13 protein-coding genes and 1 pseudogene are annotated in these 13,565 nt (G+C 71.0%); 10 read left to right on the forward strand and 4 right to left on the reverse strand.

Annotation, left to right across the window (positions count from 1 at the left end; translation table 11 throughout):
- The 3 genes and pseudogenes from FHP29_RS22985 to FHP29_RS19400 form a co-directional block, all read left to right on the forward strand.
- Positions 1-395: pseudogene (locus FHP29_RS22985) on the forward strand (NADH-quinone oxidoreductase subunit M); the annotation flags it as partial.
- On the forward strand, positions 395-1,996 hold the full coding sequence (gene nuoN, locus FHP29_RS19395; protein ID WP_139624512.1) for an NADH-quinone oxidoreductase subunit NuoN: 1,602 nt from the start codon (positions 395-397) through the stop codon (positions 1,994-1,996). The pseudogene FHP29_RS22985 and the gene nuoN, both read left to right, overlap by 1 nt.
- A gap of 68 nt (positions 1,997-2,064) precedes the next feature.
- Positions 2,065-3,009 carry a polyprenyl synthetase family protein gene (locus tag FHP29_RS19400; protein WP_139624892.1) on the forward strand — a complete coding sequence of 315 codons (945 nt, stop codon included), beginning with the start codon at positions 2,065-2,067 and terminating at the stop codon, positions 3,007-3,009.
- 20 nt (positions 3,010-3,029) lie between these two features.
- Here FHP29_RS19400 and rarD read toward each other — a convergent pair whose 3' ends face one another.
- Positions 3,030-3,938 carry an EamA family transporter RarD gene (gene rarD, locus FHP29_RS19405; protein ID WP_139624513.1) on the reverse strand — a complete coding sequence of 303 codons (909 nt, stop codon included), beginning with the start codon at positions 3,936-3,938 and terminating at the stop codon, positions 3,030-3,032.
- 113 nt (positions 3,939-4,051) lie between these two features.
- Here rarD and FHP29_RS19410 point away from each other — a divergent pair, with 113 nt between their 5' ends.
- The gene (locus FHP29_RS19410) at positions 4,052-4,447 is read left to right on the forward strand and encodes a hypothetical protein (RefSeq protein WP_139624514.1); all 396 of its coding nucleotides are present in this window, start codon (positions 4,052-4,054) and stop codon (positions 4,445-4,447) included.
- Positions 4,448-4,536: 89 nt separating this feature from the next.
- On the opposite strand, the gene FHP29_RS19415 is transcribed toward FHP29_RS19410, so the two are convergent.
- Together FHP29_RS19415 and FHP29_RS19420 are read right to left on the reverse strand one after the other, a co-directional pair.
- A complete protein-coding gene (locus FHP29_RS19415; RefSeq protein WP_139624515.1) occupies positions 4,537-5,640 on the reverse strand; it encodes a 2-oxoacid:ferredoxin oxidoreductase subunit beta in 1,104 nt (367 codons plus the stop codon).
- Complete coding sequence (locus tag FHP29_RS19420) at positions 5,637-7,616, reverse strand: 2-oxoacid:acceptor oxidoreductase subunit alpha (protein WP_240044619.1); 1,980 nt, start codon at positions 7,614-7,616, stop codon at positions 5,637-5,639. Before FHP29_RS19420 ends, FHP29_RS19415 begins: the two co-directional genes overlap by 4 nt.
- A gap of 365 nt (positions 7,617-7,981) precedes the next feature.
- Here FHP29_RS19420 and FHP29_RS19425 point away from each other — a divergent pair, with 365 nt between their 5' ends.
- From FHP29_RS19425 to FHP29_RS19445, 5 genes are all read left to right on the forward strand, one after another.
- Positions 7,982-9,019: an extracellular solute-binding protein gene (locus FHP29_RS19425; protein ID WP_139624517.1), complete on the forward strand. Its 1,038-nt coding sequence runs from the start codon at positions 7,982-7,984 to the stop codon at positions 9,017-9,019.
- Positions 9,016-9,864, forward strand: coding sequence for a sulfate ABC transporter permease subunit CysT (gene cysT, locus FHP29_RS19430; protein ID WP_139624518.1), 849 nt, complete (start codon positions 9,016-9,018; stop codon positions 9,862-9,864). The genes FHP29_RS19425 and cysT overlap by 4 nt, the downstream gene beginning before the upstream one ends.
- Positions 9,857-10,702: a sulfate ABC transporter permease gene (locus FHP29_RS19435; RefSeq protein ID WP_240044620.1), complete on the forward strand. Its 846-nt coding sequence runs from the start codon at positions 9,857-9,859 to the stop codon at positions 10,700-10,702. The genes cysT and FHP29_RS19435 overlap by 8 nt, the downstream gene beginning before the upstream one ends.
- On the forward strand, positions 10,699-11,697 hold the full coding sequence (locus FHP29_RS19440; protein ID WP_139624519.1) for a sulfate/molybdate ABC transporter ATP-binding protein: 999 nt from the start codon (positions 10,699-10,701) through the stop codon (positions 11,695-11,697). Before FHP29_RS19435 ends, FHP29_RS19440 begins: the two co-directional genes overlap by 4 nt.
- A gap of 124 nt (positions 11,698-11,821) precedes the next feature.
- Positions 11,822-12,271, forward strand: coding sequence for a hypothetical protein (locus tag FHP29_RS19445; RefSeq protein ID WP_139624520.1), 450 nt, complete (start codon positions 11,822-11,824; stop codon positions 12,269-12,271).
- On the opposite strand, the gene FHP29_RS19450 is transcribed toward FHP29_RS19445, so the two are convergent.
- The gene (locus tag FHP29_RS19450) at positions 12,228-12,707 is read right to left on the reverse strand and encodes an SRPBCC domain-containing protein (protein ID WP_158296648.1); all 480 of its coding nucleotides are present in this window, start codon (positions 12,705-12,707) and stop codon (positions 12,228-12,230) included. The genes FHP29_RS19445 and FHP29_RS19450 overlap by 44 nt on opposite strands.
- A gap of 34 nt (positions 12,708-12,741) precedes the next feature.
- On the opposite strand from FHP29_RS19450, the gene lhgO reads away from it, so the two are divergent.
- The coding region (lhgO, locus tag FHP29_RS19455; protein ID WP_240044660.1) for an L-2-hydroxyglutarate oxidase at positions 12,742-13,565 on the forward strand (824 nt) is incomplete at its 3' end.

The following is a 13,565-nucleotide window of genomic DNA, read 5'->3' on the forward strand; positions in this document are numbered from 1 at the left end:
GTCTCGCCACCCTCGGCCTGCCCGGCCTCTCGCCGTTCGTCAGCGAGTTCCTGGTGTTCGTCGCCGCCTTCGACCTCGCCTGGTACGTCGGCGCGATCGCCGTCACGGCGGTGGTGCTGTCCGCGATCTACGTGCTGTGGATGTACCAGCGCACGATGACCGGTCCCACGCCGGTCGAGGCCGAGGGCACGCGCGACCTCGGCGCTCGTGAGCTCGCCGCCGTCGCCCCGCTCATGGTGGCGCTGGTGTTCTTCGGGTTCTACCCGGCGCCGCTGCTCGACGTGAGCAACCCGATGGTGGGCGACCTGATGGAGCAGGTGGGGGTCCACGACGACGCCCCGACGGTCGTCGATGCCGATCTCGATGCCGAGCACGAGGGTGAGGGGGCCCACTGATGGAGTTCGTGAAGCCCGAGCTCGAGTACTTCGAGCTGCTGCCGCTCCTCATCGTCCTCGGTGGGGCCTGCGTCGGCGTCGCGCTGGAGGCCTTCCTGCCGCGTGGCACCCGCCGTCTGCCGCAGGTCGCGCTGGCCCTGGTCACCGTCGTGGCGGCACTCGTCCTCACCGTCGTCGTCGGCAGGGACCTCGACGCCCACCAGGGCGCCGGCGGCGCCGAGGGACGCGGTCTGGTCGGCGCGATGGGCAGCGTCGTGGTCGACGGCCCGACCGTCTACCTGTGGGGCCTGCTCCTCGTCTTCGCCCTGGGCGGCATCGCGCTCTTCGCCGAGCAGCGGCTCGAGGGTGGCGTGTCGGCGTTCACCGGCCAGGCGGCCGCCCTGCCCGGCTCCGAGGGGGAGCGCGAGGCGTCGACCCGCGGTCTGGAGCACACCGAGGTCTACCCGCTGCTGCTCTTCGCCGTCGGCGGCATGCTCCTCTTCCCGGCCTCCGGCGACCTGCTCACCATGTTCGTCGCGCTGGAGATCCTCTCCCTGCCGCTCTACCTGCTCTGCGGCCTGGCCCGGCGCCGCCGCCTGCTGAGCCAGGAGGCGGCGATGAAGTACTTCCTCCTCGGCGCCTTCGCCTCCGGCTTCTTCCTGTACGGCGCCGCGCTGGTCTACGGCTACGCGGGCTCGGTCAGCTTCGCCGGCATCAACGAGGCCGTCCGGGCGGGCTCGGCCAACCACGGGCTCCTGCTCGCCGGCATCGGACTGCTGGCCGTGGGCCTGCTGTTCAAGGTCGGCGCCGCACCGTTCCAGGCCTGGACCCCGGACGTCTACCAGGGCGCTCCGACCGCCGTCACCGCCTTCATGGCCGCCGGCACCAAGGTCGCCGCCTTCGGTGCCCTGCTCCGCCTGCTCTACGTCGCCTTCGGTGGCGAGGTCTGGAGCTGGCAGCCGATGCTCTGGGTGATCGCGATCGCCTCGATGGTCCTCGGCGCCGTGCTCGCCATCGTGCAGAACGACGTCAAGCGGATGCTGGCCTACTCCTCGGTCGCGCACACCGGCTTCATCCTGGTCGGCGTGCTCGGCGTGCAGAGCGCCGGCGAGCTCGCCGAGGGCCAGTACACCTCGCTCGAGGGCGTGCTCTTCTACCTCACCACCTACGGCTTCGCGATGATCGGCGCCTTCGCCATCGTGACGCTGGTCCGTGACACCGGAGGCGAGGCGACGGCGTACGAGCGCTGGGCCGGCCTGGGTCGCACCTCCCCGCTGGTCGCCGGGGCGTTCGCGTTCTTCCTGCTCTCCATGGCCGGCATCCCGCTCACCGCGGGCTTCATCGGCAAGTGGGCGGTCTTCACCTCGGCGCTGTCCGCGGGGGCGTGGCCGGTGGTGCTGGTGGCGATCGCCTGCAGCATCCTGGCCATCACGTTCTACGTGCGCCACATCCGGCTGATGTTCTTCACCGAGCCCAGTGCGGACGGCGTCGGGGTCGTCACCCGGTCCTCGTTGCTGACCTCCGGCACGATCGGGGTGTGCCTGGTGGCGACGCTGGTGATGGGTGTCGTGCCGGGCCCGGTTCTCGATCTCGTGACCCGTGCGGGAGACTTCATCAGGTGAAGACTCCTGGGGCCGAGCTTGCACTCCCGATCGACGACTCCGCTCTCGCCGACCGCCTGCGGGCGCGGATGGCCACCGTCGAGGAGGCCCTCTACGGGCACGCGTCCAGCCGGGCGCCGTACGTCACCGAGGCGGCGCGGCACCTGCTGGCCGCCGGCGGCAAGCGCTTCCGTCCCCTGCTCGTGCTCCTCGCGGCCGAGGCCGGCCCGCGCCCCGACGCCGACGAGGTCCTCACCGCCGCCTGCGTCGTGGAGATCACCCACGTCGGCTCGCTCTACCACGACGACGTCATGGACGAGGCGGCCCTGCGCCGCGGCGAGGACTCGGCCAACGCCCGCTACGACAACCTGGTCGCGATCCTCACCGGCGACTGGCTCTTCGCGAAGTCCTCGGAGCTGACCGCCCAGCTCGGGCCGGACGCCGTGCGGATCCAGGCGGAGACCTTCACCCGCCTGGTCGAGGGCCAGATCCTCGAGACGGTGAAGCCCGGGCCCGACGAGGACGCGCTCGCCCACTACCTCGAGGTGGTGGCCGGCAAGACCGGCTCGCTGATCGCGACCTCGGCCCGCTACGGCGCGCTGTTCTCGGGCGCCTCGCCCGAGATCGTCGCCGCGCTCACGGCCTACGGCGAGCTCGTCGGCAGCGCCTTCCAGCTCTCCGACGACATCCTCGACATCGCCTCCGAGAGCGAGGAGTCGGGCAAGACGCCCGGCACCGACCTCAAGGAGGGCGTGCCCACGCTGCCGGTGCTGATGGCCCGCGCCTCCACCGACCCGGCCGACGCCCGCCTCCTCGAGCTCCTCGACCCCGACCGCAGCGATCTCGCGGGCGACGCGGACCTGCACGCCGAGGCGCTCGACCTGCTCCGCAAGCACCCGGCCATGGACCAGGCGAGGGAGTACGTCGTCGCCCGCGCCCAGGAGGCCAAGGAGCTCCTCCAGGCCCTCCCCGAGGGCTCCGTCCGCTCCGCCCTCGAGGCGTTCGCCGACGTCGTCGCGGTGCGGTCGGCCTAGGGCCCTGGGCCAGGACGCGGTCAGATCGCGCAGGCCTCCGCGGCCAGGGCGAGTTGGCGGCGGTGGTGGCGCAGCGCCTCGACCGTGAACACGGCGAGGGCGAGCCAGACGAGGCCGAACCCGAGCCAGCGGCCGGGCGGCATCTCCTCGCCGAGCACGGTGACGCCGAGGGCGAACTGCAGGATCGGCGCGAGGTACTGCAGCAGGCCGAGCGTCGTCATCGAGACCCGGGTGGCGGCGGCACCGAAGCAGAGCAGGGGGACGGCGGTGATGACTCCGCTGGCGACGAGCAGGGCGATGTGGCCGGGGCCCTCGCTGGTGAAGTGCGCGCCGCCGGTGGTCCCGAGCCACATCAGGTAGGCGAGCGCGAAGGGCGCGATCACGGCGGTCTCGAAGGTCAGGCTCTCGATCGCGCCGACCCCGGCTGACTTCTTCGCCAGGCCGTAGGTGCCGAAGGAGAAGGCCAGCACCAGGGCGATCACCGGCGGGCGCCCGTAGTCGACGGTGAGCACGGCGACCGCGACGAAGCCGATGGCCAGAGCCGTCCACTGCACCGGACGCAGCCGCTCACCGAGGAACAGCACGCCCATCAGCACGGTGACGAGCGGGTTGATGAAGTAGCCCAGCGACGTCTCGACCACGCGGTCGCTGTTGACGCCGTAGATGTAGGTCCCCCAGTTCGAGGTGATCGTCGCGGCCGCGACGATCAGGAGCAGCGTCGTACGCCGGTCGCGCAGGATCGCTCGCAGGGCCGCCGTACGACGCAGCGCGACGACCAGCACGCCCATGACGACCAGCGACCACACCATGCGGTGGGCGAGGATCTCGACGGCGCCGCTCGGCTCGAGCAGCGGCCAGTACAGCGGGAACGCGCCCCAGATCAGGTAGGCGAGCACCCCGAGGGTGAATCCGCGGCGCTCCTCAGACACACTGAGGACCCTAGCGACCGGGCGGCTGCCTCTCCGAGGTGGTTTCGGGTCGCGACCAGATGGGCACGAAGGTCGTGTCCACTCACGAACCCGATCTCGAGGGGGAGTCCCTTATGCGATTCACTCGCATCATCTCCGTGCTGGCGGCGGTCCTCACCGCGGCCCTGCTCGGATTCACCGTGGCGCCGAGTGGCGCCACCGCCGCGACGGCCGCGGAGCGCACCCTGGGCCCGCACCCGGTCACCTACAACGCCCACGAGATCCGCAACAGCGGGCGGTTCGTGGTCAGCGGCAGCGCGCCGACCTACCAGGGCCTCAAGATCAAGCTGCAGCAGAAGAAGCGTGGCGGCAGCTGGCACAACTTCAAGAGGGACCGCGCCCGCGTCGGCGACGGCTTCTTCAAGATGAAGTTCGACGGTCCCTGCAACAGCAAGTACCGCCTCGTGCTGAAGGCGATCAACGGCTACGACAAGACCGTCCTCCCGGTCGGCAAGATCACCTGCTACTGATCCGAGCGACATGACGAAGGGGCCCCGCCGTCGGCGGGGCCCCTTCGTGCGTTCCGGGCGGAGACCCTGAATCGATCCTCGGTCGATCCTCAGTCGATCGTCCAGGTGTCGCCCGCGTTGATCAGCGCGGTCAGCCGCTCCTCGGGGCTGCCCTGGGCAGCGGCCGCCTCGCTGGCGCCGGTGACCTGGGCGCGCGCCTGGTCGTCGTACGTCGGGCGCTCGACCTGGCGGAAGATGCCGATCGGGCTGCGGTTGAGGTAGCCCGCGTCGGTCAGCCGGGAGATCGCGAACGCGCTGGACGGGTCCGGGTCGTGGGCGTCGTGGACGACGATCCGCTCGACCGGGACCGACGCGGTGTCGGCGACCTCGACCCCACCGCCGGCGCTGCGCACCAGCGCCTGGTCGCCCAGACCGGTCTCCTCGTCGCGCACACCGAAGGTGATCGGCTGCCCGTGGGTGAGCGGGATCAGGGCGTGGGCGTTGTCGCGGTCCTTGATGGCGTCGAAGGCGCCGTCGTTGAAGATCGGGCAGTTCTGGTAGATCTCGACGAGCGAGGTGCCGCGGTGGGCGGCCGCGGCGGCGAGGACCGCGGTGAGGTGCTTGCGGTCGGAGTCGATGGTGCGGGCCACGAAGGATGCCTCCGCCCCGAGCGCCAGGGAGACCGGGTTGAACGGGTGGTCGAGCGAGCCCACGGGCGTGGACTTGGTGACCTTGCCGACCTCGGAGGTGGGGGAGTACTGACCCTTGGTCAGGCCGTAGATCCGGTTGTTGAACAGCAGGATCGTCATGTTGACGTTGCGGCGCAGCGCGTGGATGAGGTGGTTGCCGCCGATGGACAGCGCGTCGCCGTCGCCGGTGACGACCCAGACGGAGAGGTCCTCACGGGCGGTGGCGATGCCGGTGGCGATCGACGGGGCGCGGCCGTGGATGGAGTGCATGCCGTAGGTGTCGAGGTAGTACGGGAACCGGCTCGAGCAGCCGATGCCGGAGACGAAGACGATGTTCTCGCGGCGCAGGCCGAGGTCGGGCAGGAAGGACTGCACGGCCTTGAGGACGGCGTAGTCGCCGCAGCCGGGGCACCAGCGGACCTCCTGGTCGGAGGAGAAGTCCTTGCCGGTCTGGGTCTCGCCCTCGTCGAGCCGGGGCACCAGGGCGGTGCCCAGCCGGGGCAGGGGCAGGTCGACGGTGCTCATGAGGTCGGGGCCTCCTCGTGGTCGGACGGTGGGTTGGTGCCGTGCTCACCGAGGTCGACGTGCTTGCCCTCGGCCTCGCCGACGAGCGCGCCGATGGCCTCGGCGAGCTCGGCGGCCTTGAGGGGCAGGCCGTAGACGTGGTTGTAGCCCTGGGCGTCGACGAGGTATTCGGCCCGCAGCATCTTCGACAGCTGGCCGAGGTTCATCTCGGGGACCAGCACCTTGTCGTAGCGGCGCAGGATGTCGCCGAGGTCCTTGGGGAACGGGTTGAGGTGGCGCAGGTGGACCTGCGCCACGTTGTGCCCGGCCCGGCGCACCCGGCGGCAGGCGGCGCCGATCGGGCCGTACGTCGAGCCCCAGCCGATGACGAGGACCTTCGCCTCGCCGGAGGCGTCGTCGACCTCGAGCGGGGCCAGGGAGTCGGCGATGCGCTGCACCTTCTCCTGGCGCAGCCGCACCATCGCGTCGTGGTTGGCGGGGTCGTAGGAGATGTTGCCGTGGCCGTCCTCGAGGGTTCCGGCCTTCTCGAGTCCGCCGATGCGGTGCTCGAGGCCGGCGGTCCCGGGAATGGCCCAGGGACGGGCGAGGGTCTCCTCGTCGCGGAGGTAGGGCCAGAAGTCGTCGACCTGGTTGCCCTTGGCGTCGGTGGAGGGGTGGTTGGTCCCGGTCGCGAATCCGGGGTCGATCCGGGGCAGGTCGTCGACGGACGGGACGGCCCAGGGCTCGGAGCCGTTGGCGAGGTAGCCGTCGGAGAGCAGGAAGACGGGGGTGCGGTAGGTGATCGCGATCCGCGCGGCCTCGACCGCGGCGGTGAAGCAGTCGCCCGGCGACTGGGGCGCGACGATCGGCACCGGCGCCTCGCCGTTGCGGCCGTACATCGCCTGCAGCAGGTCGGCCTGCTCGGTCTTGGTCGGCAGACCGGTGGAGGGGCCGCCGCGCTGGACGTTGATCACGACCAGGGGCAGCTCGGTCATGACGGCCAGGCCGATGGCCTCGGACTTCAGCGCGATCCCGGGGCCGGACGTGGTGGTGACGCCGAGCTGGCCCGCGAAGGAGGCGCCGATCGCCGCACCGATGCCGGCGATCTCGTCCTCGGCCTGCAGCGTGGTCACGCCGAAGGCCTTGTGCTTGGACAGCTCGTGGAGGATGTCCGAGGCGGGGGTGATCGGGTAGGAGCCCAGGAACACGGGGAGCCCGGAGCGCACGCCCGCGGCCACGAGGCCATAGGACAGCGCCAGGTTGCCGGTGATGTTGCGGTAGGTGCCGGCGTTCATCTTCGCCGGCTTGATCTCGTACTGGACCACGAAGGTCTCGGTGGTCTCGCCGTAGTTCCAGCCGGCCTTGAACGCGGCGATGTTGGCGCCGAGGATGTCGGCGACCTTGGCGAACTTCCGCTCGAGGAACGCGATCGTCGGCTCGGTCGGGCGGCCGTACATCCACGACAGCAGGCCCAGGGCGAACATGTTCTTGGCCCGGGCGGCGTCCTTGCGGGACAGGCCGAACTCCTTGACCGCCTCGACCGTGATCCCGGTCAGGTCGACGGGCTGGACCTGGAAGCCGGCGAGGATGTCGTCGACCTCGCCGAGCTTGTCCAGCGGGTTGGAGGAGTAGCCGGCCTTGTCGAGGTTGCGCTTGGTGAAGTCGTGGGTGTCGACGATGATCGTCGCCCCACTGGGCAGGTCGCCGACGTTGGCCTTCAGCGCGGCCGGGTTCATCGCCACCAGGACGTCGGGCCGGTCGCCCGCGGTGAGGATGTCGTGGTCGGCGAAGTGGATCTGGAACGACGACACGCCCGGGATGGTGCCCTGGGGCGCCCGGATCTCGGCCGGGAAGTTGGGCAGCGTCACCAGGTCGTTGCCGAACACGGCCGACTCCTGGGTGAACCGGTCACCGGTCAGCTGCATGCCGTCGCCGGAGTCACCGGCGAACCGGATGATCACCCGGTCCAGCTGCTTGACCTGCTTGGTCTGGCTCACACCTGCTCCACTTCTCTCGGCGTCGACGCGCCTCGAGGGCTCGACGACGGCTTCCGGGGTCGATTCTAGGGGCAACCTAGAACACGTTCCACTTGCAGTCTGGACACCTGTCCAGCGGGCGCGCCGGCCGCCCGGTCGGCTCCGGCCCGAAGGCTGCTGCCCACGATAGTCGGCCGCCGTCGCGCGGCGGGGTCGATGCCGCCTGCTGGGCGCCTCGAGTGCAGTCGGCCCGGGGTGACTTCGGTCATGTCAGGGGGTGCGAGGTGCTCATGAGTGAGTCTCCTAATTCACTTATGTGTATTATTCCTATTGGATTTAAAGACCGGTCCCCCGAGAGGCCGGCCGAAGCAGCAAGGAATGGTGCAATGAAGAGATCGATCAGGGCCGTCGCCCTCGGTGTGGTGGGAGCACTGACCGCGTTCTCCGCGGCGGCGTGCAGCAGCGCCGGTGGGGCCGATGACACGGGCACGACGGTCAACATCGTCGGCTTCGCCGTACCCGAGGCCGGGAACAAGGCCGCGGCGGCGGAGTTCGCCAAGACCGAGTCCGGCAAGGACGTCCGGTTCTCCGGCTCGTACGGCCCGTCGGGCGACCAGAGCCGCAAGGTGGCCGACACCAAGGGCAAGGACGTCGACTACGTCGTGTTCTCCCTCGAGCCCGACCTGACCCGCCTCGTGGACGCCGGCCTCGTGGCCGACGACTGGAACGCCGGACCCAACAAGGGCATCGTCTCCAGCTCGGTGGCCGTGATCGCCACCCAGAAGGGCAACCCGCTCGGCATCAAGGACTGGGGCGACCTGACCCGCGACGACGTCAAGATCGTCACCCCCGACCCGGCCAGCTCCGGCTCGGCCAAATGGAACATCCTCGCGCTCTACACCTACGCCAAGCAGAACGGCGCGAGCGAGGAGGAGGCCAACGCCTTCTTGAAGAAGGTCTTCAAGAACGTCACCACCTGGGCCGCCAGCGGCCGCGAGGCGACCGAGGCCTTCAAGAAGGGCGTCGGCAACGTGCTCCTCACCTACGAGAACGAGGCGATCCTGGCCAAGCAGAACGGTGAGGACCTGGACTACATCGTCCCCGAGCACACCTTCCTGATCGAGAACCCGGGCGCCGTGCTGAAGGACGCCGACCCGGTGGCGACGGACTGGCTGGACTTCCTCCTCAGCGACGCGGGGCAGACCGCGTTCGTGGAGAAGGGCTTCCGCCCGGTCGGCGACCTCGACATCTCCGGCATCGAGGTCGACGGCGCCAACGACCCGAGCGACCCGTTCCCGACGCCGGCCTCGCTCAGCACGGCCGCCGACCTCGGCGGCTGGAGCGCCATCAACGCCGAGTGGTTCGGCAAGGACGGCGAGAAGCTGCGCTTCGACCAGCTGTACGCCGAGGCGACCAAGCAGTGACCGACACACTCGTCGCTCCCGCTGGGCCGGCTCGCACGACGAGCCGGTCCAGCGGGCTGCTCCGCCTGACCCCCACCTCGGGCGTGGGGCTCGAGGTGGCGCTGGTCTGGTTCAGCGTGCTGGTCCTGCTGCCGCTGGCCGCCGTCGTCGGCGCGGCGGCCGCCGGCGGGTGGGGCGCCTTCTGGGGCACCCTGACCGACGCGCAGACCTTCGCCGCCCTGCGGCTCACGGTCGTCGAGGCCGCCGCGGTCACCGTCGTCAACGCGGTCATCGGGACCGTCGTCGCGTGGGTGCTGGTGCGCGACCAGTTCGTCGGCAAGCGGGTCCTCGACGTCGTCATCGACATCCCGTTCGCGCTGCCGACGATCGTCGCCGGCCTGGTCCTGCTCAGCCTGTACGGCCCGGAGAGCCCCGTCGGCATCGACATCGTCAACACCCGCCAGGGCATCTTCCTGGCCCTGCTGTTCGTGACGCTGCCGTTCGTGGTGCGGACCGTCCAGCCGGTGCTCATCGAGCTCGACGCGGACGTCGAGGAGGCGGCAGCGTCCCTCGGGGCGTCCCGGGCGACCACCTTCCGGCGGATCATCCTGCCGAGCCTGGTGCCGGCCATCACCGCCGGCTCGTCGCTCGGCTTCGCGAGGGCGATCAGCGAGTTCGGCTCGCTCGTGCTGATCTCCGGCAACACGCCGTACCGGACCGAGGTGGCCTCGCTGAAGATCCTCAAGTTCATCGAGGGTGACAACCAGGCCGGCGCCGCCGCGGTCGCCGTCCTGCTCCTGCTGGTGGCGATCGTGACGATCGTGGGTCTCGACCTCTTCTCGCGGAGGGTGGCGCGCCGTGGCTGAGACCTCGCTCCGCGCCCGCCGCGGCCCGGTGACCTACCTGCTGCGCACCTTCGTCCTCGCCTACCTCGCGGTGCTCGTCGTGTGGCCGCTGTGGGAGGTCGCCTCACGGACCTTCGCGCCGCTCGAGCAGGGCGCCGAGGCCGGCCTGGGCGCGTTCCTCGAGCGACTGCAGGACCCGAGCGTGACCTATGCCTTCGGGCTGACCGCGACCTGCGCCTTCTGGGCGGTCGTGATCAACACCGTCTTCGGCGTGGGCATCTCGCTGCTGCTGACGCGCTACAGGTTCCCGGGCCGGCGCGTCCTCTCCGTCCTCGTCGACATCCCGATGTCGGTGTCCCCGGTCGTCGTGGGCCTCGCGCTGGTGCTCGCCTACAGCAGCGGCCAGGGCTGGTTCGGCGGCGTGCTGGAGTCGGCGGGCATCTTCATCATCGGCAGCACGCCGGGCATGATCATGGCCACCGCCTTCGTCAGCCTGCCGCTGGTGATCCGCGAGGTCGTCCCCGTGCTGGAGGAGATCGGCACCGACGCCGAGCTCGCCGCCAGCAGCCTCGGGGCCAACGGCTGGCAGACCTTCCGCCGGATCACCCTGCCCAGCATCAAGTGGGCGGTCGTGTACGGCGTCGTGCTGAGCCTGGCGCGCTCGCTCGGCGAGTTCGGCGCGGTCAAGATCGTCAGCCCCGGCGCCGAGCTCCGTGGCGAGACCGCCACCATCCTCATCCAGAACCGCTACACCAACTTCGAGGAGCCCACGGCGTACGCCGCCGCGTTCGTGCTCGTGCTCGCCTCCGTGCTGGCCCTCGTCGTCGTCTCCCTGATCCGCAAGGAGGATCGCTCATGAGCATCGAAGTACGGGGTGTCGGGAAGCGCTACGGCGACTTCGTCGCACTCGACGACATCAACGTGTCCCTGCCGACCGGGCAGCTGACCGCCCTGCTCGGGCCCAGCGGCGGCGGCAAGTCCACGCTGCTGCGCATCATCGCCGGGCTCGAGTCGGCCGACAGCGGCAGCGTCGACATCGAGGGCGTGGACGCCACGAAGCTGCCGCCGCAGAAGCGCAACGTCGGCTTCGTGTTCCAGCACTACGCCGTGTTCAAGCACATGACGGTCGCGAAGAACGTCGCCTTCGGCCTCGAGATCCGCAAGCGCCCCAAGGCCGAGGTGAAGGCGAAGGTCGCCGAGCTGCTCGAGCTCGTGCACCTCTCCCAGTTCGCGCACCGGCTGCCCTCGCAGCTCTCCGGCGGCCAGCGCCAGCGCCTCGCCCTCGCCCGGGCCCTCGCCGTCGAGCCGAGCGTGCTGCTGCTCGACGAGCCGTTCGGCGCGCTGGACGCCCAGGTCCGCAAGGAGCTGCGCGAGTGGCTGCGCCGCCTGCACGACGAGGTGCACGTGACGACGGTGTTCGTCACCCACGACCAGGAGGAGGCCCTCGAGGTCGCCGACGAGATCGTGGTCATCAACCAGGGCCGGATCGAGCAGATCGGCACGCCCGACCAGCTCTACGACGAGCCGGCCAACGACTTCGTGATGGGCTTCCTCGGCGCGGTGACCCGGCTCGGGCCCCTGCGACTGCGCCCCCACGACATCGAGGTCGCGGTGTCCCCGGGCGTCCCCGGCTCGACGCCCGGCGTGGTCCAGCGCGCGCTGCGCGTCGGCTTCGAGGTGCGCCTCACCGTCGACGTACCGGGTCAGGAGGAGCCGGTCCTCGTCGTGCTCTCCCGCACCCACGCCCGCGCCCTCGACCTCGAGCTCGGCAGCCGGGTGTGGCTCAGCCCGACCACCGGCGCGACCGCCGTCTCGGTGCTCGGGCTCGCGCGGCCGGAGGTGGTGTCGGCGTAGGCCGGGGGTCATGTAACTCGGTGTTCGTGCGACTACCAGGGAGTCCTGACCGGTCAGGAGACCGTGGTAGTCGCACGAACACCGAGTTACATACCGCGTCGCCGCCCCCGCATAGGGTGGGTCGGTGAGCTATCTGCGGGCGACTCGGGTCCTGTGCTGGCTGCTCGTGGTCGCGGTCCTGGTGTCGGTCGTCCACTACGTCGACAACTACGTCAACTACGACGACTACCCGGTGCCCGGTCCCGACGCGGCCGTGCCCGCGCCGTCGGCGACGCTCGTGGCGGTCGGCTGGTTCGTGTTCACGGCGTTCGGGGCGGTCGGGCTGCTGCTGTGGTTCCGCCGCCACATCACCTCGGCGGCGATCGCGCTCACCGGCTACTCGCTCTCCGGCCTGGTCGGCATCGCCCACTACACCGTTCCCGGCGCCGCCGACATGGTCTGGTGGCGCCAGGCGCACGTGCTGGCCGACATCGCGTGCGGGGTCGCCGTGTTCGGGTTCGCGCTGTGGGCCGCCAAGAACGCCGCCGGCCTCATCCCGCCGGCGAGGACGCCCGCCGCTCCGCCTCCCGCTTGAGCCCCTCCGCGTGGCGACGGAAGCCGTCGGCCACCCGGCCCGGGCCGGCGAGGCGGACGAGCGGGCCGCGGAACTCCTCGACGGTGTCGTACGTCGTCGGCCCGCCCGGTCGCTGGGTGAGGCGCTGGTGGCGCACCCCTCTCACCAGGCCGAGCCGCGCCGGCAGGCCCTCGTAGACGTAGGACATCAGCGCCGTCGTCGTACCGCTGGCGTCGGTCGTCGGCCCGTCCAGCGCGGTGATCCGCTCCGGCGAGCGGGTACGCCGGCCGTCGGCCCACACCACGTGCAGCACGATCGGGTTGCCGACCGCCGGGGGCAGCGCGGTGTCGGCCCGCTCCACGAAGGGGTTCCACTCGCCGTACCGCTCGGTGTCGGTCATGACGTCCCACACGACGGCGAGCGGGGCGTCGATGTCGATCTGCGCGGAGGGGTTCACCCGCCCATCATCGCGTGCCCGCGATGATGGCCAGGTGAGCGCATCGAGCGTCGGCATCGTCGGTGGCGGCATCCTCGGCCTGGCCGTCGGCCGGGAGCTGGTCCGGCGACGCCCGGGGACCAGGGTCGTCCTCCTCGAGAGGGAGGACCGGGTCACCGTGCACCAGACCGGCCACAACTCCGGCGTGGTGCATGCCGGGATCTACTACCGCCCGGGCAGTCTCAAGGCCCGGCTGTGCACCCGGGGACGGCTGCTGATGCGCGACTACTGCGCCGAGCAGGGACTGGCGTTCGAGGAGTGCGGCAAGCTCGTCGTCGCCGTCGACGAGACCGAGCTCCCCCGGTTCGACCTGCTGGAGCGGACCGCGCGGGACAACGGCGTGCCCGGCCTGCGCCGTCTCGACGGCTCCGCGATCCGCGAGGTGGAGCCGTACGCCGCCGGCCTGGTCGCGCTGCACTCGCCGCGCACGGCGATCACCGACTACGTCGCCGTCGCCGAGGCGATGGCGCGCGAGATCGTGGCGGCCGGGGGAGAGGTCCGCCTCGGCGCGGAGGTGACCGCGGTGCAGCGGGTGGCGGGCGGACTCGACGTGCTCACCACCGGTGGCCGGCACCGGGTCGCGGAGCTCGTGCTCTGCGCGGGGCTGCAGTCCGACCGGCTCGGCCGGCTGGTGGGCGCGCCCGCGACGCCGCGCATCGTGCCGTTCCGGGGCGAGTACATGCGGGTGGCGCCGGCCAAGGAGGGCCTGGTCCGGGGCATGGTCTATCCGGTGCCCGACCCGGCGTACCCCTTCCTCGGCGTGCACTTCACCCGCCGGGTCGGCGGCGGGCTGGAGGTCGGCCCCAACGCCTTCCTGGC

Source organism: Nocardioides albidus, from assembly GCF_006335005.1.
Lineage (GTDB): Bacteria > Actinomycetota > Actinomycetes > Propionibacteriales > Nocardioidaceae > Nocardioides > Nocardioides albidus.